We start from the raw sequence: 20,041 nt of genomic DNA, 5'->3' as shown, positions 1-20,041 counted from the left end.
GAAGGAGAAGGAACACATGAACAAGCGGAAACACCTCGTCGGCGCCGCGGTCGTGACAGCGGCGGCCCTCGGCCTCACCGGCTGCGGAGCAGGGGACGGAGAGGCAGGAGGCGAGACCATCACGATCGGCGTGACCGTCTACGACATGTCCTCGTTCATCACCCAGGGCAAGCAGGGCATGGAAGCGTATGCCGCGGCGAACGACATCGACCTCCAGTGGAACTCGGCGGGCGGGGACGTGGCGACCCAGGCGAACCAGATGGACCAGTACATCAGCGCGAAGGTGGACGCCATCATCATCGTGCCCGTCCAGGCCGACTCGCTGCAGCCGCAGGTCGCGGCAGCCGATGCCGCGGACATCCCGGTGATCGCCGTCAACACGGCCCTCTCCGAGGCCTCGCTCGACGCGAGCGTCCAGCCGGACGACGTCGCCGCCGGCGAGCAGGAGGCGAACCAGATGGTCGACGCGCTCGGCCCGAAGGGGGGCAACGTCGTCATCCTCGAGGGACCGCTCGGCAGCTCCCCCCAGATCGACCGCGGCAAGGGTATCGCCAACGTCCTCGACAAGCACCCGGAGATCACCGTGCTCGCGAAGGACACCGCGAACTGGAAGCGCGACGAGGCGGTCAACAAGATGAGCAACTGGGTCTCGGCGTTCGGGTCCACGATCAACGGCGTCATCTCCCAGAACGACGACATGGCGCTCGGCGCCATCCAAGCGCTCCGCGAGGGCGGCCTCGCCGACGTCAAGGTGGTGGGCATCGACGGTATCGAAGACGGCTTGAATGCGGTCAAGTCCGGCGACATGATCGGGACGTCGCTGCAGCACGGCACCGTCGAGCTCGCCACCGGGCTGGCCGTCGCCGCGAAGCTCGTGCGCGCGTAGGACGTCGACAACGAGCCGGTCTACACCATGCCGGCGATCACCTCCGAGAACGTCGACAGCGCCCTGAAGAACGTGGTGACCGATCAGAAGGCGTTCCTCGAGAAGCTGCCGGCCCTCGTCGACGAGAACCTCGCGAACGGGAACATCGCCTACGAAGGCCTTCCCGGCCAGAAGAAGGACTAGGGCAGACGATGACCACCCTCTACAACGACCCCGCCGATTTCGCTGACGAGCAGTTCGCCGGATTCCTCGACATCTACTCCGACCGCCTTCGCGGTGTGCCAGGCGGTGCCGTCGCGCACCGAGGCGAGGCACCGATCGTCGCGGTCGTTGTAGGGGGTGGCTCCGGCCACTACCCGGCGTTCTGCGGTCTCGTCGGACCGGGCCTCGCGTCGGGCGCCGTGGTCGGCAACGTCTTCACCTCGCCGTCGGCGGCGCAGGTCTACTCCGTGGCGAAGGCCGCGCACCAGGGCCGCGGCGTCGTCCTCACCTTCGGCAACTACGCCGGGGACGTGATGAACTTCGGCATCGCCGCGGAACGGTTGCGGCGCGAGGGCATCGACACGCGGATCGTGCTGGTCACCGACGACGTCGCCTCCGCACCTGTTGAGGCCAATCGTCGCGGCATCGCCGGCGACTTCGCGGTCTTCAAGGCGATGGGCGCCGCCGCGGCGGCCGGCTACGACCTGGACGAGGTCGAGCGGGTGGGCAGGGAGGCGAATCGCGCGACCCGGTCGTTCGGGGTCGCGTTCTCCGGCTGCACGATGCCCGGCGCGACGGAACCGCTGTTCACCGTGCCGGCGGGGCAGATGGGGGTGGGCCTCGGCATCCACGGCGAGCCCGGCATCCGCGACGTCCCGCTTCAGCGTGCCCACGATCTCGCCGGCCTGCTCGTCGACGGGGTCCTCTCCGCGGCCGAGGACGACGCGGCGACGCGCGTCGCCGTGATCGTCGACGGCCTCGGGGCGACCAAGTACGAAGAGCTCTTCCTGCTCTGGGGCTCGGTCGGCCCGCTGCTGCGCGAGGCCGGGCTGGAGCCGGTCGATGTCGAGGTGGGCGAGCTGGTCACCAGCCTGGACATGGGCGGATGCTCGCTCACGCTGATGCGGCTCAGCGATGAGCTGGAGATGCTCTGGCGCGCCGACGCGTATGCGCCGGGTTATCGCAAGCACAACGATGCTCTCCGCGGCCTGCGCCCGGTGGACATCGTGGCCGACAGCGCCGAATCGGACGCTCCCCCGGTCGCGACTGCAGCCGCCGCCGAGATCGGCGCCATCGTCACGGCGGCCGTGCACGCCGTCTCCGAGACCATGCACGCGGACGAAGCCCGGCTCGGCGACATCGACGCCGTGGCGGGCGACGGCGATCACGGGCGCGGAATGGTGAAGGGGGCCGATGCCGCCCTGCGCGCGGTGTCGGGTGTCCGGGGCGGTCCCTCCTGGCTCCTGCGGCGCGCGGGCCGGGCATGGGCGGCCGAGGCAGGAGGAACCTCGGGCGTCCTCTGGGGCGCCGGGCTCTCGGCTGCCGGCGATGTCCTGACCGACACGCGCGACCGTTACACCGCGCAGGATGCGGCGGCGGCGGTGGAGGCTTTCGCCGCGGCGATCACCGAGCTCGGCCGGGCGCAGCGGGGCGACAAGACCATCGTCGATGCGCTGGAACCGTTCGCGGGCATCCTCCGCACCGAGGTCGAGAGGGGCCGCCCGCTCGCCCACGCCTGGTCGCTCGCCGCGCGGGAAGCGACCCACGCCGCAGCGGCGACGGCGGCGCTCACGCCCCGGATCGGACGCGCCAGGCCGCTGGCGGCGAAGAGCGTCGGAACTCCGGACGCCGGGGCAACGTCGTTCGCCGCGATCGTCGAAGCGCTCGCGCGCATCGTCGGGCGCCCGACTTCTGCTGAGGAGAGCGGAGCCGGGCGATGACCGCCGCCGGACTGCGCATCGTCGTCGGCAGCGACGATGCCGGTTACGCCTACAAGGACACCCTGATGCGCGACCTGGAGGCCGACCCGCGGGTCGCGTCCGTGGTCGACGTCGGGGTCACCGCCGACGGTCGCACCGACTATCCGCACATCGCCGTCGCGGCCGCCCGGCTCGTCGCGAACGGATCCGCGGACCGCGGGCTGCTCGTCTGCGGCACCGGTCTCGGCGTCGCCATCGCCGCCAATACGGTACCCGGCATCCGCGCCGTGACGGCGCACGATCCGTACTCGGTCGAGCGCAGCGTGCTCTCCAACGACGCGCAGGTGCTGTGCTTCGGGCAGCGGGTCATCGGGCTGGAACTCGCCCGCCGTCTCGCCCGCGAGTGGCTCGCATACCGATTCGACCCGACAAGCCCGTCGGCCGCCAAGGTCGATGCGATCAAGGAATATGAGGAATAGCCATGGATAACAGCTTCTCGAACGACGTCGCAGTCGTCACCGGGGCCGCGAGCGGGATCGGGCTCACCGTCGCACGACACTTCGCTGAACGCGGGGCGCTCGTGGTCGGCGTCGACCTCGGCGAACGCGTCACCGAGCTGATGGCGGAACTGCCCGGGAAAGGACACCACGGCATCGTTCAGGATCTCACCGCCGATGGCGCCGCGGCTGACGTGATCGCCGAGGTCGTCCAGACGGCCGGAGCGCCCAGCATCCTGGTCAACTCGGCGGGGATCGCCCTGCTCGACCCGGCGGTCGATGTGCCTCCCGCGCGCTGGCAGGCGACCATCGACGTCAACCTGAGCGCGAGCTTCTACATGGCGCAGGCGGCGGGCTCGGTGATGCTGGACGAGGGCTATGGGCGCATCATCAGCCTCGCGTCCCAGGCCGCCGTGATCGGCCTCGACCAGCACGCGGCCTACTGCGCGAGCAAAGCGGCGATCGTCGGGCTGACCCGCGTGCTCTCGCTGGAGTGGGCCGGCGGCGGGGTGACCGTGAACGCGGTCTCGCCGACGGTCGTCGAAACACCGCTGGGCAAGGCCGCCTGGGCCGGCGAGAAGGGCGAGAGGGCCAAAGCCGCGATTCCGGCGGGCCGTTTCGCGCAACCCGAGGAGGTCGCGGCGCTGATCGGTTTCCTGGCGGGCCCCGACGCTGCCATGATCACGGGTGCGAACGTGCTGATCGACGGGGGATTCACCGCGGTCTGAAACCGCCTTCAGCGGTGTCCTCCACGTTCGCTCCGCTGAGCGCGACCGTCCTCAGTGTCCCCGGCGCGAGGTCCAGTGTCCACTCGGCGACGTCGGCGACGAAGTGCATGTACGCCGGGTGGCTGAGGTCGTCGGTGCTGTTCACGTAGGAGCCGCCGCCGTCGACGGCGATCAGGATGCGGATGCTGGCCGCCTCCGGGTCCACGGCGGCGAAGTCGCCGGAGGCGATGCCGTCCTCGATGATCGCGCGCAGGCGGGCGCGGTCGAGGGCGTCCTGCTCGCGCAGCGTCTCCTCCAGGCTCGGCGTGAAGCGGGAGAGGTGCCTGGCGTTCAGCCACAGGCGGGCGAGCGGGAGCGAGGCGCCGGTCTCGATGTGGTGGACGAAGTGGGCCAGCCGCTGCAGAGGTGAGCCGGCGTCCGGGAAGAAGCGCTCGCGCTCCAGCGTCGCCGCGCGCACGAAGGCCTCGTCGACCAGGTCCTCCGCGGCGGGGAAGTAGTGCGAGATGAGGCCGGGGCGCACGCCGAGGCGGGTCGCGACCGCACGCAGGGTGATCCGCTCCAGCCCCTCGTCGAGGGCGATGGCCGCCGCCTCGGACAGGATCTCCTCCCTCCGCTCCTCCGGCGGTTTCCGGGAGCGGGGAGGGGGCGTGCTTGACTCCATGCCTCCCATGCTATTGAATGACTGACCAACAGCTTATTGGGCACATGACCAACAGCAACGATGCTCGGTCAGGAAAGAGGCATCCATGTCCGCAACACACGCCCGCGAGGAGCAGTTCGTCGACGCCTCCACGCAACCCGAGACGCGCGGGATCGAGGCCATCGGCGACGCCGAGCGGCACGGGCGGGCGCGCGATCTGTTCTTCGTCTGGGCCGCGCCGGGCGTCAGCATCCTGAACTTCACGATCGGCGCGACGCTCATCCTGCTGGGGCTCGAGATCTGGCAGGCGGTCGCGGTCATCATCGCGGCCGCGCTGCTGTGGGTCTTCCCCGGCCTGATCGCGGCGAGCGGCCCGGCGGCCGGAACCTCGGGGTCGGTCGTGACGCGCGCGATGTACGGCATCCTCGGCAACAAGCTCTTCGTGGCCTTCGTCGGCTGGTTCATCGGCGCCGTCTTCCTCTCGCTGACCTGGCTCGCGTCGTCGTTCATGGGCGCCGACCTGCTCCGGCGGGTCGGCCTCGACGACCCGGTGTGGGTGCCGATCGGCGTGACCATCGTGGTGTCGGCCGTGACCATCGTCGTGGCGATCTTCGGACACGGGCTCATCCTGCGCATCTACCCGATCCTGGCCATCGCGCTGTTCGTGATCTTCATCGCGGTCTCGGCGTTCATCCTGCCGACGGTGGACTGGCAGTACACCTCGCCCGCACCGCTCGGCGGCGTCGAGCTGTGGTCGGCGCTCTCGATCGGCTTCACGATCCTCGCGTCCACGCCGCTGTCGTTCATCAACAGCCCGGACATCGCGCGCTACCTGCCCCGCAGCACGCGGCCCAGGAACATCGCCGCCGCCACCGCCCTGGGCGGCGCGCTGCCCTTCGTGGTGTTCACCACGGTCGGGGTCCTGCTGGCCACGGGGCTGAAGGCGGGCGCCTTCGACGCCGGGATCGACGTCGCCCTGTTCGACCTGCTGCCGCAGTGGCTCGGCCCTGTGCTCGTGATCGGCGTCGTGCTCAACACCATCGCGCTGAACGCGATGACCACCTACACATCGAGCATGGCGCTGCAGGCCATCGGGTTCCGGCTCAAGCGCATCCCGGCGGCGATCATCGTGGGCGTGGTCGGCACCGCGCTGACCATCTACCTGGTGCTCTCGTCCAGCCTGCTGCAGGCGGCGAACCTGATGCTGCAGTTCCTGGTGATCGTCTCCGGTCCCGCGATGGCGATCTTCGTGGTCGACGTGCTGCGTCGCCGCTACATCTACGACAGCGACGCCCTGTTCGACACCCGCCGCGGCGGCCCGTTCTGGTACTCGGCGGGATGGAGCATCCCCGGCATCGCCGCGCTGGTCCTCGGCGGTCTGGTCACGGCCCTCTGCCTGTCGACCGACGTCTGGACCGGCCCGCTCGGCCAGGCGATCGGGCACGTCGACCTCTCGGTGCCGCTCGGGATGATCGTCGCCGCCACCGTGTACGCCCTGTTGAGCCGCGCCCGGCTCGGGAAGGAGGGACGGCTGTGACCGACCCCGCCGCGACCACCCTGTACTGCAACGCCCGCGTCTTCACCGCGGACGCCGATCCCGCCGCCGCCTGGGCCGACGCCGTCGCGGTGACCGGCGAGCGCATCTCCTGGGTCGGCGGCGCCGCCGATGCGCCGGCCGCCGAGCGGGTCGTCGACCTCGACGGCCGCCTCGTCCTGCCGGGGTTCACCGACGCGCACACGCACCTGCTGATGATGGGGGCCGCGCTCGGCCAGGTCTACCTGACCGGCGCCCGCGACCTCGAGGGCATCCAGGCCCTGCTGCGCGAGGCCAGGGCCGCCGACCCCGACGCCGTCGTGCTGCGCGGCCGCGGCTGGCTGTTCGACGCCGTGCCGGGGGGAGCGCCCACCGCCGCGATGATCGACGAGGCGGTCGCGGACATCCCGGTGTACCTGGACGCGAACGACTACCACTCGTGCTGGCTGAACACGGCGGCGCTCGCCGAGCTCGGCATCACCAGGGACACGCCCGACCCGATCGGCGGCGAGATCGTGCGCGACGCCGACGGCGAGCCGACCGGGCTGCTGCTGGAGACCGCCGCGACCCGGTACGCCTGGGCGCAGCGGGACGCGGCGACGACGGACGCGGACCGGGACGCCGAGGTGGAGAGGACGCTCGCGGCGTACGCGGCGGCGGGAGTGACCGGCGCGGTCGACATGGCGATGGACGAGTACGGCCTGGCGGCGCTCCGCCGGGCGCAGGAGCGCCGCGGCGGCGAGCTGCCGATCCGGATCGCCGCGCACTGGCTCGTGAACAACACCGGCGACGATGCGCAGAACCTGGCGCAGGTGGCGGAGGCCGCGCGCATCGCGGCGGAGCCGGCGACGCCGTGGCTCCGGGTCGTCGGCATCAAGCTGATCCTGGACGGCGTGATCGACGCGTGCACGGCCGCGATGCGCCTGCCGTACGCGGACGGCAGCAACGCCGACCCGATCTGGCCGCTGGAGCGCCTGACGCCGGTGGTGATCGCCGCCGACGCCGCCGGCCTGCAGATCGCCCAGCACGCGATCGGGGACTACGCCAGCGAGATCGCGCTGGACGCGCTGGAGCGCGCGGTGGCCGAGAACGGCGAGCGCCCGCGCCGGCACCGGATCGAGCACCTGGAGTACGCGGCGCCCGGAACGGCCGAGCGGATGGCGCGGCTCGGCGTCACGGCGTCGATGCAGCCGGTGCACTCCGACCCCGCGATCTTCGACAACTGGGTGCAGATGCTCGGCGACGACCGGGTCGACCGCGCCTTCCCGTGGCCGGAGTACGAGGACGCGGGCGCGCTGATCGCGTTCTCGACCGACTCGCCGACCGCTCCGCACGCGGCCCTGGCGAACATGTACGTCGCGGCGACGCGGGCGTCCGCCCTGGTGCCGTCGGTGGCCGCTGTGCAGCCGCAGTACGCCCTGCCCCTGGAGCGCGCGATCGCCCACGCGACCAGGGACGCCGCCGCCTCCGTCGGGGATGGCGGGTGGCGCGGCCGGATCGCACCGGGGCACGCGGCGGACCTGGTGGTGCTGGACACCGACGTGTTCGCCGAGGGGCCGTCATCGCTGCTGCGCGCCGGTGTCGTCCGGACGATCGTCGCGGGGCGGACCGTCTACCGGGCGTAGCGCGGGGTGGGCGCTGCGGCCCTCTTGCGCTGCGCCACCTCCGTCGCTAACCTACAACCCAATGGTTGTACGAGAGCTCGCGGACGCAGAAGTCGATCGCATCTTCCAGGCGCTGGCGGATGCGACCCGGCGCGACATCGTCGCGCGCTCGCTGAGCGCGGAGCACTCCGTGAGCGAGCTGGCGGCCCGCTACGACATGAGCTTCGCCGCCGTGCAGAAGCACGTGGCCGTGCTCGAGCGAGCCGGGCTGGTCACCAAGACCGCGCGGGGCCGCGAGCGAGTGGTCAGCGGGGATCCCGAGACCATCCGCAGGGCTTCCCGGCTGCTGGACGGGTTCGAGGCGATCTGGCGGCGCCGCGATCTCGCGATCGACGGCATCCTCGCCGAGGACGCCGGCCACACCGACGAGAGGAACGGCCGATGACCTTCATCGAATCGACAAAGGACGCCGACGCCCTGACGCTCACGATCGTGACCGAGTACGAGGCGCCGCGCGAGCGGGTCTGGCAGCTCTGGTCCGACCCGCGCCAGCTGGAGCGCTGGTGGGGGCCTCCCGGCTACCCGTCGACGTTCGAGGTGTTCGAGTTCGAGCCGGGTGGACGCGCGACCTACTACATGGCCATCCCGGACGGTTCGAAGGCCTGGGGCTGGTGGCGGTTCATCGAGATCGAGCCGACCAGCAGGATCGTGGTGGACGACGGCTTCGCCGAGGAGGGCGGCGCGCCGGCCACCGGCGAGGCGGGACGCATGACGGCGACCTTCGCCGAGCGCCACGGGCGGACCCGGATGACGATCCTCTCCCGGTTCGCGAGCGTCGAGCAGATGGACGAGCTGCTCGCGATGGGCCAGGAGGAGGGCATGATCCAGGCGCTCACCCAGGTGGACGCGATCCTCGCCGGCTGACTAGCGCGCGCCGGGGAACGCGCGCAGGGCGCGCGAGACGACGCGCAGCAGTTCCGCGCGCGTGGCGCCGCCCGCGGCCTGCACGGCCAGCCCGGCGGAGACGGTGTTGACGTACTTGGCGAGCTCTGCCGGGTCCTCCGCGGCGTCGAGGTCGCCCTCGGCGATCGCGCGCGCGAAGCGCTCGGCGAACCGGGCCTCGCCGAGCGCGCGTCGTTCGGCCAGGTACTGAACGACCCTGTCGTCCTCGGGGGAGGCGCTCAGGCCGCCCTGGATCGACAGGCAGCCGGGCGGGCGACCCTGCGTCGTGACCGCCTCGGCGTTGTCGTGCAGGTAGCGCTCGGCCACCTCGAAGGCCGTCGGCGCCGCGAGTGCCGCGTCGACGTAGGCCATGTCGACGCGCGCGTAGCGGTCGACCGCGAGCTTGAAGGTGTCCTCCTTGTTGCCGAAGGCGTTGTAGAGGCTCGGCCGGTTGATGCCCATCGCGTTCGTCAGATCGGCGAGGCTGGTGCCCTCGTAGCCCTGCCGCCAGAACACCTCGATCGCCGCATCCAGCGCCGCGTCGAGGTCGAACGCGCGGGGCCTGCCGCGGGTCGCGCTCATCGCTCGTCCCTCCGTCGATTGCATACCGATCGGAACACAATACGCCACCCGCGGCCGCGCCGGCTCAGATCTGGCTGGCCCCGCCGTCGATGTACAGCTCCGACCCGGTGACGTACGAGCTTCGGTCGGACGCGAGGTACAGCACCGCCTCGGCGATCTCCTCAGGCGAGCCGAGCCGCTTCATCGGGACGCCTGCGGCGAGCCCGTCGAGCAGCGCCTCCGCCTGCTCCGGGGTGGCGAGAGCGCTCAGTCCCGGCGTCGCGATGGGTCCCGGTGCGATCGCGTTCACCCGGATGCCGCGGCCGACGAGCTCCGCCGCCCAGCTGCGCACGAAGCTGCGGATGGCCGCCTTGGACGCCGCGTACACGCTGAACGACGGGCTGCCCTTCACGTCGATGTTGGATCCGGTGAGGATCACCGAGGACCCGCTGTGCAGGTACGGCAGCGCCTTCTGGACGGTGAACACGGTCCCGCCGACGTTCGACTCGAAGGTCGAGGCGAAGTGCTCCCAGCTGATGTCCTCGAGCGCGGCGAACTCGCCGCCTCCCGCGTTCGCGAAGACCACGTCCAGTCCCCGGCCGCGCTCGGCGACCACCGCGAACAGCGCGTCCAGCTCGTCCAGCGACGAGACGTCCGCGGCTACGGTCGTCACCGCGTCGCCCAGCTCTGCGGCGACCGCGTCGAGCCTGTCGCGGTTGCGGCCCGTCACGATGACGTGCGCGCCCTCCGCGGCGAATCGCCGTGCGACCGCGAGGCCGATCCCGGACGTCCCGCCTGTGACCAGCGCCGTCGTGTCCTGAAGCTCTCCCATGACTGCCATCTCCCTAATCTGTATCGGTCAGTACAAAAAGAAGATAGACCCGTGGAGTCGAGAATGCAAATATGTACCGATTGGTAAGTTATGAGAACAGGCGCGCGACGGCGTCCGCGCGCGCGTCGTCGAGTGCTGCATCCAGGCGGCCGTGCGCCGCGAGCTGGCTGATGCCGTGCAGAGTGCTCCAGAGCAGCTCGGCGCGCACCGCGCGCTCCCTCGCGTCCGCGCCGCCGACCGCCTGCTCGAGCAGCTCGAAGCCGCGGCGGAGCGCGGCCGGAGTGTCGTCGGAGGCGAATGCGATGCTGCTGCGCGCCGACGCCATCGCCTCGTACACGGCGGGATGCTCGCGGGCGAAGTCGAGGTAGGCGGCCACCAGCGCCGGCAGGGCATCCGTGCTCCCGGTGCCGGCATCCATCGCCGCCGCGAGTTCCGTGTATCCGTCGACGACGACCCGGCCGACGATGTCCTCCCGGCCGCCGGGGAAGTGGCGGTACAGGATCGGCTGGCTGACCCCGATCTCGTCGGCGAGACGGCGGACGGTGACGGCGGGCCAGCCCTCGCGCTCTGCGATCTCCCTCGTTGTGCGGACGATCCGCGTCTCGCGCTCGCGGAATCGTTCGGAGTCTTGCGCGGACCTGGGCATGCGGCTACATTAGCACCGCTAACAGTTAGCGCCGCTAACACCTATCAATCGAATCGGAGACACCATGCCCATCGCCATTGCCATCAGCGCGACCCTCGCCATCCTCAGCCTCGCCGTCATCTTCGGAACCGACATGAGCGTCGCTGTCGTGCAGCGCGCGGTCTACCGGGAGCTCGACGACCGCACCATGGTCCGCGTGGTCGGCCGCGGTCACTTCTACGGCGACCGCCGCTTCCCCGTGATCGGCATCGGCGGGACGATCGCGACGGCGGCGACCGTCGTGCTCGCCTTCGTCGGCGTCTCGCCGCTGGCGGGGACGCTCGCTGCCGCCGGGCTTGTGCTCCTCCTGATCTGGCTGGCGCTCTTCGCCACGATCGCCAAGCCCATCAACGCCGTGCTGACGGCCGCCGCGGACGCGGGCGAGGCCCCCTCGGACGCGCGCGCCCTTCAGGACCGCTGGGAGTCGATCATCGTCCCGCGTGCCATCCTGCTCGGCCTCGCGATCGCCCTGCTCTGCGCGACGCTGTTCCTGGTGTGAGGCGGGCGCGCCGCTGCGGCGTCCGGGCGCTCAGCCCTCGCGCACGTACGTCGACAGCTCCGGCCCCGGCTTCAGCACGCTGTTCACGATCGCCTGGATGCCGAACTCGCTCGCCGCGGCCAGGTCGATCGCGGTCGGGTCGAGCAGCCACTGCAGCTGGAGGCCGTCCATCACGGCGAGGATGGCCGCGGAGGCCTTGTCGATCGCCACGGGATCGGTCACATCCTCCTGCGCGCAGAGCTCGCGGAACGCTTCGTCCACCTCGCCGCGCAGCACGCGGTAGCGCTCCTGGAAGAACTCCTTCGCCGGGTGCTCCTCGGTCACGGACTCCGCAGAGAGCACGGTGTAGACCTGCACGATCCCCGGGCGCGTCGCGTTCCGGATCATCGTCCGCACCAGGTGCATGAACAGGTCGGGACCGCCAGGGATGTGCCGGTCTGCGAGGTGCGCGACGTCGTCCTGGTCGCGGAACTCCAGCACCTCCAGGAGCAGCTTCTGCTTCGACCCGAAGTGGTGCAGCACGCCGGCGTGGGTCATCCCGACCTGCTCCGCGATGTCCGCCAGGGTGCCGTTCGTGGAGCCCTTCGTGCCGAAGATCTCGATGGCAGCACGAAGGATGTCCTTGCGCTTGCGCTCAGTCTCCGGGCGGGGGTTGGCGCTGCCGCTGGTCGTGGCCATCCAGGGCGTCCTTCGTTCGTGGTGCTTGCGGGGCAGCTTAGCACTGGGTAACCTCTCTCCAACTTGCTTTCTGACCAGTAAGCAAGTTAGGTTCAGCCGACACCCTGCACCACTGGCACAACGAATGTGCGGTCACAAAGGAGAAGCAATGAGGCTTAGGAAATACGCGATCACGGGCGCGGCGATCGTCGCTCTCGGCGCCCTGGCGCTGACGGGATGCTCGTCCAACGACTCCGGCGGAGCGAAGGCGTCCGGCGGGGGTAAGTCGCTCACCGTAGCGAAGCCGGACGGCTCGGCCGTCCTCGCCACCGAGATCAACAACCCGTTCATCGCGACCGGCTCCGGCATGTCGCTCGGCTACGACCGGATGATCTTCGAGCCGCTCGCGATCGTGAACCCGGTCGGCAAGAACGAGACCACCCCGTGGCTCGCGTCGAAGGTCCAGTGGAACGCCGACTACACCCAGCTCACCGTCACGCCGCGCTCCGGCGTGAAGTGGAGCGATGGCAAGCCGTTCACGGCGGACGACATCGTCTTCACCTTCAACCTCATCAAGAAGACCCCCGCGCTCGACCTCGCGGGCCTGAAGCTCGCCGACGCCAAGAAGGACGGCGACAACGTCGTGCTGACCTTCACGGAGTCGAAGTACGTCAAGCAGGGCGACGTGCTCCAGACCTCGATCGTCCCCGAGCACCAGTGGAAGGACATCGCGGACCCGACGAAGGACCCGGTCAAGGACGAGGTCGGCACCGGCCCGTACACGATCAAGAGCTTCTCGTCGCAGGGCGTCGTGCTCACCGCGCGCAAGGACTACTGGGGCGGCACCGTCCCCGTCCCCGAGCTGAAGTACCTCGAGTACAACGACAACACCGGCCTGCTGCGCGCGCTGCAGAACGGCGAGGCCGACTGGGCGCAGATCTTCATCACGGACTACCAGAAGAACTACGTCGACAAGGACCCGAAGCACAACGTCTTCTGGGGCGCGAACGTGCTGAGCCCGGACATGATCCTGGTCAACACGACCAAGGCGCCGTTCAACGATGTGGCGTTCCGCAAGGCCGTCAACATGGTCATCGGCCGCAAGGCCCACGCCGAGAAGGCGCGCGGCAACGCCGGCCCCGAGCTGACCAACGTCACGGGCATCCCGCAGCCCACCGGTGACCAGTACATCGCCCCGGAGTACAAGGACAAGAACTTCTCCATCGACGTCGACGGAGCCAAGAAGGTCCTCAGCGACGCGGGCTACACCTGGAAGAGCGGCGCGCTGATCGACCCGTCCGGCAAGCCCGTCTCCTTCACCCTGCAGGACCCGCAGGGCTGGAACGACTACGTGACCGGCATCCAGCTGGTCGCCACCCAGGTCAAGAGCACGCTCGGCGCCGACGCCAAGGTCGCGACGCCCGACGCCGACACCTGGACCACCAACGTGGCCACCGGCAACTTCGACGCCGTGCTGCACTGGACCGGCTCCGGCTCCAACCCGTGGCACATCTACGACGACACCATGAACGGCGCCTACCTCGACCAGGCGTCCGGCGGCAAGGTGGCCGACAACTTCGGCCGCTACAACAACCCGGAGGCGACCGCCCTGCTCAAGGAGTACGCGCAGGCGTCCGACGAGGCGGCCCGCACGGCGGCCCTCAACAAGATCCAGAAGATCTTCGTGGACGACGTCCCTGCCATCCCGATCGGCACGCACCCGCAGCTCGGCCAGTACAACACCCGCAGCTACACCGGGTGGCCGAGCGAGAGCGACCAGTACGCGACCGCGGACCCGACCCAGCCGTCGGCCGTCCAGGTGCTGATGAACCTGAAGCCCGCGAAGTAGTCATCGCCCCACCCGTCCGGGACGGACGACGGCCGCAGGCCGGAGTGCGTCCCGGACGCTTCGCGGGACACGGAAAGCGACGAACCATGACAGACTCCCTTCTCTCTGTGCGCGACTTCTCGGTCGTGTACGACGTCGACCCGCCGGTCGCGGCGGTCAAGAACGTCACCATCGACATCGAACGCGGCGAGATCGTCGGCCTGGCCGGCGAGAGCGGCTGCGGAAAGACCACCCTCGCCTACGGCATCCAGCGGCTGCTGCGGCCGCCCGCCGTCATCACGAGCGGCGACGTCGTCTTCCACGACAAGGACGGCGACGACATCGACATCAACTCCCTCGACGTGGAGCAGATGCGCCGCTTCCGCTGGGACAAGGTCTCGATGGTCTTCCAGGGCGCGATGAACGCGCTCAACCCGGTGGCCACCATCGGCTCCCAGCTCGACGACGTCTTCCAGGTGCACCGGCCGGAGCTCGGCCGCGCCGAGCGCAAGGCGGCAGTGGTCGAGCTGCTGGAGATCGTCAAGGTCGGCGGCCAGCGCGCCCGCTCCTACCCGCACGAGCTCTCCGGCGGGATGCGGCAGCGCGTCATGATCGCGATGGCGCTCGCCCTCCGCCCCCAGCTCATGGTGATGGACGAGCCGACGACGGCGCTCGACGTCCTGGTGCAGCGCGAGATCCTCAAGCAGATCTCGCAGCTGCGCCACGAGTTCGGCTTCTCAGTGGTCTTCACCACCCACCACCTGCCCCTGCGCCTGCACAACAGCGACCGCATCGCGATCATGCGCGAGGGCGAGATCGTCGAACTGGCGACGGCCCAGCAGATCTGGGACGACCCGCAGCACGAGTACACGCGCAAGCTCCTCGCCTCGTTCCCGCGGCTGACCGGAGAGAGAGGAGTGGTCGCGCGATGACGACGCTCGAGTTCAGGAACGTGACCAAGATCTACAACGTCCGCGGGGCCGGCCAGCTCAAGGCCCTCGACGACGTCAGCTTCACGCTCACCTCGCACCGGACGATCGGTCTCGTCGGCCAGTCCGGCAGCGGCAAGTCCACGATCGCGAAGATCCTCACCCAGCTGGAGACGCCGACGAGCGGAGAGGTGCTGCTCGACGGCGAGCCCATCCCGCGCTCCGGTAAGCAGCTGCGGACGTACCGCCAGCAGCTGCGGATGGTGTTCCAGGACCCGTTCGCGTCGCTGAACCCGTACCACTCCATCCGCCACCACATCGAGCGCCCGCTGCGCCTGGACAAGGTCGTGCCGCGCACGCAGGTCGACGACGAGGTGCGCAGGCTGCTGCTCCGGGTGCGCCTGGACGCGGACGCGGTGATCGACCGCCGTCCGCACGAGCTCTCGGGAGGCCAGCGGCAACGGGTCGCGATCGCGCGCGCACTGGCATCGCGCCCGGCGCTCCTGGTCGCGGACGAGCCGGTGTCCATGCTGGACGTCTCGATCCGGCTCGGTGTGCTCAACCTCCTCGCCGACCTGCAGCGGGAGGAGGGACTCGGCGTGCTGTACATCACCCACGACCTCGCGACGGCCCGCCACTTCAGCGACGAGATCATGGTGCTCAACCAGGGCAGCGTCGTCGAGCGCGGACCGGCGGACGACGTCATCCTGAACCCCCAGGACCCCTACACGCGCGAACTGCGCGCCGCTTCGCCCGACCCCGAGAAGCACTTCCGGGAACTGTCGGCACAGACCTCGGGAGGTGCGCGGTGAGCGCGGATTCGCAGACCTCGATCGACCCGACGCTCGTCGGCACCACGGCCGCCCGCACGGAGCGCGGCGGCCCGCGCGTCCCGTGGCGCTTCATCGGCGGACGGGCCGCGTTCTACCTGTTCACGCTGTGGGCGGCCATCACGGTCAACTTCTTCCTGCCGCGCATGATGAAGGGCGACGCCGTCACCTCGTTCATGGCGCGGAGCCAGGGCCAGCTGACCCCGGACGCCGAGAAGGCGCTGCGGGCGATGTTCGGCCTGGACACGTCCGTCCCGCTCTGGCAGCAGTACCTCGACTACTGGAACATGCTGCTGCACGGCAACCTCGGTGTCTCGATCTCCACCGGCATGGCGCCGGTGGGGGAGGCGATCGCCTCCGCCCTGCCGTGGACGCTCGGCCTCGTCGGCGTCGCGACGATCATCTCGTTCGCGATCGGGACCGGCCTCGGCGCCATCATCGGCTGGCGGCGCGGCAGCCGGCTGGACGCGTTCGTCCCGGTGACCACGTTCCTCGGCACCATCCCGTACTTCTGGCTCGGGCTCATCTTCATCGCCGTCTTCTCGACGACGCTCGGCTGGTTCCCCGCCGGGCACGCGTACGAGGTCGGCGTCGAGCCGGGCTGGAACGCGGAGTTCATCTCGCAGGTCGTCTCGCACGCCGTGCTGCCGGTGGCCACCATCGTGGTGGTCTCGCTCGGCGGCTGGGTGCTCGGGATGCGGAACATGATGCTCACGGTCCTCGACGAGGACTACATCACGGTCGCGCAGGCCAAGGGCATGCCCAACCGGCGGGTGCTGTGGCGCTACGCCGCCCGCAACGCGGTGCTCCCGCAGATCCAGAGCTTCGCGCTCGCGCTCGGCTTCATCGTCGGCGGCACCCTCGTGATGGAGATGGTGTTCTCCTACCCGGGCATCGGCCTGCTGCTGCTCAACGCCACCAACGCGAAGGACTACGCGCTGATGCAGGGCATCTTCCTCGTGCTCGTCCTGGCCGTGCTGGTGGCGAACATCCTGGCGGACATCGCCTACGCCATCCTCGACCCGCGCACCCGGCAGACGGAGGCCTGATCATGACCCGCGTTTCCCCCGACCCATCGACCGAGAACCTGACGGCCCCGGATCCGGCTCCCGCCGCCGGTGTCGGCGTTCCCGAGACGGCCGCGCTGCTGGCGACACGGCCCGCGCGTCCCGTTGCCAAGGTCACCTTCCTCTCGCAGCTGCGCGCGTCGCTCGCGATGTTCAGCAACCCGAAGTCGGCGACCGGCCTGATCATCATGGGCGTGTTCGTGCTCGTCGCGATCTTCGCCCCGCTGATCGCCCCCGGCGACCCGAACGCGCAGCACCTCGACGCGACCCTGCAGCCGCCGTCGTGGGAGCACCTGCTCGGCACGACCCACATCGGGCAGGACGTCTTCGCCCAGCTTGTCTACGGCACCCGCGGCGTGCTCGTCGTCGGGTTCCTCGCCACGATCATGGCGACCATCGTCGCGGTCGCCGTCGGTGTGACCGCCGGCTACCTGCGCGGCTGGAAGAGCGAGTCGCTGTCCGCGCTGTCGAACGTGTTCCTCGTCCTCCCCGCCCTGCCGCTGATGATCATCGTCGCCTCGCAGTTCGAGGACCCGCCGCTGTGGCTCATCGCGGGCGTGCTCGGCCTGACCGGCTGGGCGTGGGGCGCGCGCGTGCTGCGCGCCCAGACGATGTCGCTGCGCAACCGCGACTTCATCCAGGCGGCGCGCGCCAACGGCGAGCCGCTGCACCGCATCATCCTCGTCGAGATGCTGCCGAACCTGATGGCGATCATCGCCTCGAGCTTCGTCGGGACCATGACCGCCGCCGTGCTGGGACTGACGACGCTGGCCTTCATCGGCGTCATCCCGGTGTCCAACCTGAACTGGGGCACCATCCTGTTCTGGGCGCAGCAGAACAACGCGTTCCCCGACTACTGGTGGTGGTACGTGCCGGCCGGTCTCTGCATCGCCCTGCTCGGCGTCGCGCTGTCCCTTGTCAACTTCGGCATCGACGAGTACGTCAACCCGCGCCTGCGCTCCGCAGGCGAGCGCGCCCGCGCCATGAAGAAGAAGGGCATGAACATCAACGCCACCGTCACCCAGGTCCGCTCGTCGGAAGGCACCGCCGAATGACGTCGACCCTGCCGACGCAGGCCGTCCGCCCGGACGGAGCACCCCTTCCCTTCCGAGACCCGACCCTGACCACGCCGGAGCGCGTCGCCGACCTCCTCGGCCGCATGACCGTGGAGGAGAAGATCGGCCAGATGCTGCAGCTGGACGCGCGGGACGACCTGCGCGACCACGTGCTGCGGCGTCACGTCGGCTCGATCCTGCACACCTCCCCGGAGCGCATCCTGGAGGCGAACCGGCTGACCGCGGAGACCCGGCTGCGCATCCCGCTGCTGGTGGGCGAGGACTGCATCCACGGCCACTCGTTCTGGCCGGGCGCCACGATCTACCCGACCCAGCTCGGCATGGCGGCGTCCTGGGACGCGGAGCTGCTCGAGCGCGTCGCGCGGGCCACCGCGGAGGAGGTCGCCGTCACCGGAGTGCACTGGACGTTCTCGCCCGTGCTCTGCATCGCGCGCGACCTGCGCTGGGGCCGGGTCAGCGAGACGTTCGGCGAGGACCCGTTCCTGATCGGGGAGCTCGCGAGCGCGATGGTCCGCGGCTACCAGGGCGACGGCCTCGACGACCCGACCGCGATCCTCGCGACGGCCAAGCACTTCGCCGGCTACTCGGAGACACAGGGCGGCCGGGACGCGAGCGAGGCCGACATCTCCCGGCGCAAGCTGCGCAGCTGGTTCCTGCCGCCGTTCGAGCGTGTCGCCCGCGAGGGCTGCCGCACGTTCATGCTCGGCTACCAGAGCACGGACGGCGTGCCGATCACGGTCAACGACTGGCTGCTCAGCGAGGTGCTGCGCGGCGAGTGGGGGTACACCGGGACGCTCATCACCGACTGGGACAACGTGGGCCGGATGGTGTGGGAGCAGAAGGTGCAGCCCGACTACGCGCACGCCGCCACCGCGGCGGTGACGGCCGGGAACGACATGGTCATGACGACGCCGCTGTTCTTCGAGGGCGCGCTGGAGGCGGTGGCCTCCGGCCTGCTCGCGGAGGACGCCTTCGACGCCGCGGTCGCGCGCATCCTGACCCTCAAGTTCGACCTCGGGCTGTTCGAGGACCCGCGCCTGCCCGGCGCGGACCTGGACGCGGTGGTCGGCAGCCCCGAGCACGCCGCGCTGAACCTGGAGGCGGCCCGCCGCTCGCTCGTCCTGCTGGAGAACGACGGGACGCTGCCGCTCGCGGCGGGCGCACCGGACGCCCCGGTCCGGGTCGCGCTCGTCGGTCCGCTCGCGGACGACGCGCAGACCCAGCTCGGCGACTGGGCGGGCGGCTCCGGTCAGGCCGGCTGGCTGGACGGCCAGCCGCGCGAGATGATCAGCACGGTGCGCGACGGCCTGGAGGCCGTCGACGGGGTGCGGGTCAGCTACGCCCGTGGCGCCGACATCCTCACGCTCGAGGAGGACCCGCGCGGCAGCACGTTCCCGGACGGGCAGCCGCGGCCGCCGCTGGTGGTGCCGTGCCCGCCGGACGCGGAGCTGATCGCCGAGGCGGTCGCGGCCGCGTCGGCCTCGGACGTGGTCGTGGCCGTCGTCGGCGACCGGATCGAGCTCATCGGCGAGGGCCGTTCCACGGCGACGCTGGAGCTGATCGGCGGCCAGAACGCGCTGCTCGACGCGCTGATCGCGACCGGGAAGCCGGTGGTCGTCGTGCTGCTCGCGTCCAAGCCGCTGGTGCTGCCCGCCTCCACCGCGCGGGCCGCCGCGGTGATCTGGGCGGCCAACCCGGGGATGCGCGGCGGCCAGGCGCTGGCCGAGCTGATCACGGGCGCCATCGAGCCCTCCGGCCGGCTGCCGATCTCGTTCGCGCGGCACGTCGGCCAGCAGCCGACGTACTACAACCAGATCCGCGGCCAGCACGGCGACCGCTACGCCGACCTCACGCAGGCGCCGGTGTGGGCGTTCGGTCAGGGGCTGTCGTACACGACGGTCGAGTACGCGGACCTCGCGCTCGCGCGCACCGAGCTGAGCCTCCGCGACGAGCTGGTGGCCGAGGTGACCGTGAGCAACACCGGCGACCGCCCGGTCCGCGAGACCGTGCAGCTCTACGTCCGCGACACCGTCACGAGCGTGAGCTGGACCGACCGGGAGCTCAAGGGCTACCGCCAGGTGGACCTCGCGCCCGGCGCGTCCGAACGCGTGCGCCTCACGCTCCCGGTCGCCGAGTGCACGATCGTGGATGCGGCGGGCGAGCGCCGTGTGGAGCCGGGCGACTTCGAGCTCCTCGTCGGCCCCTCCTCGCGCTCCGCCGACCTGCTCGCCGCCCCCTTCACCGTCGCCTGACGCCCCGCCGCCATCGCGTCCGGCGTTGCGCCACCCACAACCCCCGTGCGCGCGGGGCGTAACCCCGCAGCCTGGGCGGGCGGGGGGCGGGGG

The 20,041-nt window shown here is 70.6% G+C and carries 21 protein-coding genes; 16 read left to right on the top strand and 5 right to left on the bottom strand.

All coding sequences use genetic code 11. The annotated features are described in order from the left end of the window. Positions 1–16 precede the first annotated feature (16 nt). The 5 genes from ACTHMF_RS09390 to ACTHMF_RS09370 are packed head-to-tail and all read left to right on the top strand — an operon-like array spanning position 17 to position 4,012. Complete coding sequence (locus ACTHMF_RS09390; RefSeq protein ID WP_440317222.1) at positions 17–886, top strand: substrate-binding domain-containing protein; 870 nt, start codon at positions 17–19, stop codon at positions 884–886. 27 nt (positions 887–913) lie between these two features. Further along, on the top strand, positions 914–1,069 hold the full coding sequence (locus ACTHMF_RS09385) for a hypothetical protein (RefSeq protein WP_440317221.1): 156 nt from the start codon (positions 914–916) through the stop codon (positions 1,067–1,069). An 8-nt stretch (positions 1,070–1,077) separates the two neighbouring features. Further along, a complete protein-coding gene (locus ACTHMF_RS09380; RefSeq protein ID WP_440317220.1) occupies positions 1,078–2,808 on the top strand; it encodes a dihydroxyacetone kinase family protein in 1,731 nt (576 codons plus the stop codon). Then, complete coding sequence (locus ACTHMF_RS09375) at positions 2,805–3,266, top strand: ribose-5-phosphate isomerase (protein WP_314146615.1); 462 nt, start codon at positions 2,805–2,807, stop codon at positions 3,264–3,266. The genes ACTHMF_RS09380 and ACTHMF_RS09375 overlap by 4 nt, the downstream gene beginning before the upstream one ends. Positions 3,267–3,268: 2 nt before the next feature. Then, entirely contained in the window at positions 3,269–4,012 is a 744-nt protein-coding gene (locus tag ACTHMF_RS09370; RefSeq protein ID WP_314146614.1) for a GolD/DthD family dehydrogenase, read from the top strand. On the opposite strand, the gene ACTHMF_RS09365 is transcribed toward ACTHMF_RS09370, so the two are convergent. Beyond that, entirely contained in the window at positions 3,999–4,673 is a 675-nt protein-coding gene (locus tag ACTHMF_RS09365) for a TetR/AcrR family transcriptional regulator (protein ID WP_440317219.1), read from the bottom strand. The two genes, ACTHMF_RS09370 and ACTHMF_RS09365, sit on opposite strands and share 14 nt — an antisense overlap. Before the next feature lie 85 nt (positions 4,674–4,758). Here ACTHMF_RS09365 and ACTHMF_RS09360 point away from each other — a divergent pair, with 85 nt between their 5' ends. The 4 genes from ACTHMF_RS09360 (at position 4,759) to ACTHMF_RS09345 (ending at position 8,714) form a co-directional block, all read left to right on the top strand. Further along, positions 4,759–6,189 (top strand): purine-cytosine permease family protein, encoded by a 1,431-nt coding sequence (locus ACTHMF_RS09360; RefSeq protein ID WP_440317218.1) that lies wholly within the window; start codon positions 4,759–4,761, stop codon positions 6,187–6,189. After that, on the top strand, positions 6,186–7,811 hold the full coding sequence (locus tag ACTHMF_RS09355) for an amidohydrolase (protein ID WP_440317217.1): 1,626 nt from the start codon (positions 6,186–6,188) through the stop codon (positions 7,809–7,811). Before ACTHMF_RS09360 ends, ACTHMF_RS09355 begins: the two co-directional genes overlap by 4 nt. A gap of 61 nt (positions 7,812–7,872) precedes the next feature. Beyond that, a complete protein-coding gene (locus ACTHMF_RS09350; RefSeq protein ID WP_440317216.1) occupies positions 7,873–8,235 on the top strand; it encodes an ArsR/SmtB family transcription factor in 363 nt (120 codons plus the stop codon). Continuing rightward, complete coding sequence (locus tag ACTHMF_RS09345; protein WP_440317215.1) at positions 8,232–8,714, top strand: SRPBCC family protein; 483 nt, start codon at positions 8,232–8,234, stop codon at positions 8,712–8,714. Before ACTHMF_RS09350 ends, ACTHMF_RS09345 begins: the two co-directional genes overlap by 4 nt. On the opposite strand, the gene ACTHMF_RS09340 is transcribed toward ACTHMF_RS09345, so the two are convergent. The 3 genes from ACTHMF_RS09340 to ACTHMF_RS09330 form a co-directional block, all read right to left on the bottom strand. Further along, entirely contained in the window at positions 8,715–9,314 is a 600-nt protein-coding gene (locus ACTHMF_RS09340; RefSeq protein WP_440317214.1) for a TetR/AcrR family transcriptional regulator, read from the bottom strand. A 64-nt stretch (positions 9,315–9,378) separates the two neighbouring features. Further along, a complete protein-coding gene (locus tag ACTHMF_RS09335) occupies positions 9,379–10,125 on the bottom strand; it encodes an SDR family NAD(P)-dependent oxidoreductase (protein ID WP_440317213.1) in 747 nt (248 codons plus the stop codon). 88 nt (positions 10,126–10,213) lie between these two features. Continuing rightward, positions 10,214–10,771, bottom strand: a complete 558-nt coding sequence (locus ACTHMF_RS09330) for a TetR/AcrR family transcriptional regulator (RefSeq protein WP_440317212.1) — start codon at positions 10,769–10,771, stop codon at positions 10,214–10,216. A gap of 64 nt (positions 10,772–10,835) precedes the next feature. Between ACTHMF_RS09330 and ACTHMF_RS09325 the strand changes: the two genes are divergently transcribed. Continuing rightward, complete coding sequence (locus ACTHMF_RS09325) at positions 10,836–11,309, top strand: DUF1772 domain-containing protein (RefSeq protein ID WP_440317211.1); 474 nt, start codon at positions 10,836–10,838, stop codon at positions 11,307–11,309. A 30-nt stretch (positions 11,310–11,339) separates the two neighbouring features. Here ACTHMF_RS09325 and ACTHMF_RS09320 read toward each other — a convergent pair whose 3' ends face one another. Continuing rightward, complete coding sequence (locus ACTHMF_RS09320; protein ID WP_440317210.1) at positions 11,340–11,987, bottom strand: TetR/AcrR family transcriptional regulator; 648 nt, start codon at positions 11,985–11,987, stop codon at positions 11,340–11,342. A gap of 148 nt (positions 11,988–12,135) precedes the next feature. Between ACTHMF_RS09320 and ACTHMF_RS09315 the strand changes: the two genes are divergently transcribed. The 6 genes from ACTHMF_RS09315 to ACTHMF_RS09290 all read left to right on the top strand — a co-directional run bounded on the left by ACTHMF_RS09315 (position 12,136) and on the right by ACTHMF_RS09290 (position 19,948). Then, complete coding sequence (locus ACTHMF_RS09315) at positions 12,136–13,815, top strand: ABC transporter substrate-binding protein (RefSeq protein WP_440317209.1); 1,680 nt, start codon at positions 12,136–12,138, stop codon at positions 13,813–13,815. Between the two features lie 86 nt (positions 13,816–13,901). Further along, positions 13,902–14,726, top strand: a complete 825-nt coding sequence (locus tag ACTHMF_RS09310; protein ID WP_440317208.1) for an ABC transporter ATP-binding protein — start codon at positions 13,902–13,904, stop codon at positions 14,724–14,726. Then, positions 14,723–15,535, top strand: a complete 813-nt coding sequence (locus tag ACTHMF_RS09305; RefSeq protein ID WP_314146601.1) for an ABC transporter ATP-binding protein — start codon at positions 14,723–14,725, stop codon at positions 15,533–15,535. Before ACTHMF_RS09310 ends, ACTHMF_RS09305 begins: the two co-directional genes overlap by 4 nt. After that, positions 15,532–16,602: an ABC transporter permease gene (locus ACTHMF_RS09300; protein WP_440317207.1), complete on the top strand. Its 1,071-nt coding sequence runs from the start codon at positions 15,532–15,534 to the stop codon at positions 16,600–16,602. Before ACTHMF_RS09305 ends, ACTHMF_RS09300 begins: the two co-directional genes overlap by 4 nt. Before the next feature lie 2 nt (positions 16,603–16,604). Then, entirely contained in the window at positions 16,605–17,675 is a 1,071-nt protein-coding gene (locus tag ACTHMF_RS09295) for an ABC transporter permease (protein ID WP_440317206.1), read from the top strand. Continuing rightward, complete coding sequence (locus tag ACTHMF_RS09290; RefSeq protein ID WP_440317205.1) at positions 17,672–19,948, top strand: glycoside hydrolase family 3 N-terminal domain-containing protein; 2,277 nt, start codon at positions 17,672–17,674, stop codon at positions 19,946–19,948. Before ACTHMF_RS09295 ends, ACTHMF_RS09290 begins: the two co-directional genes overlap by 4 nt. Positions 19,949–20,041 lie beyond the last annotated feature (93 nt).

It is taken from the genome of Leifsonia sp. (genome assembly GCF_051955155.1).
GTDB lineage: Bacteria > Actinomycetota > Actinomycetes > Actinomycetales > Microbacteriaceae > Leifsonia.
Note: the sequence above shows the minus strand (reverse complement) of the source record. Positions and strands in the feature narration are given on the sequence as shown.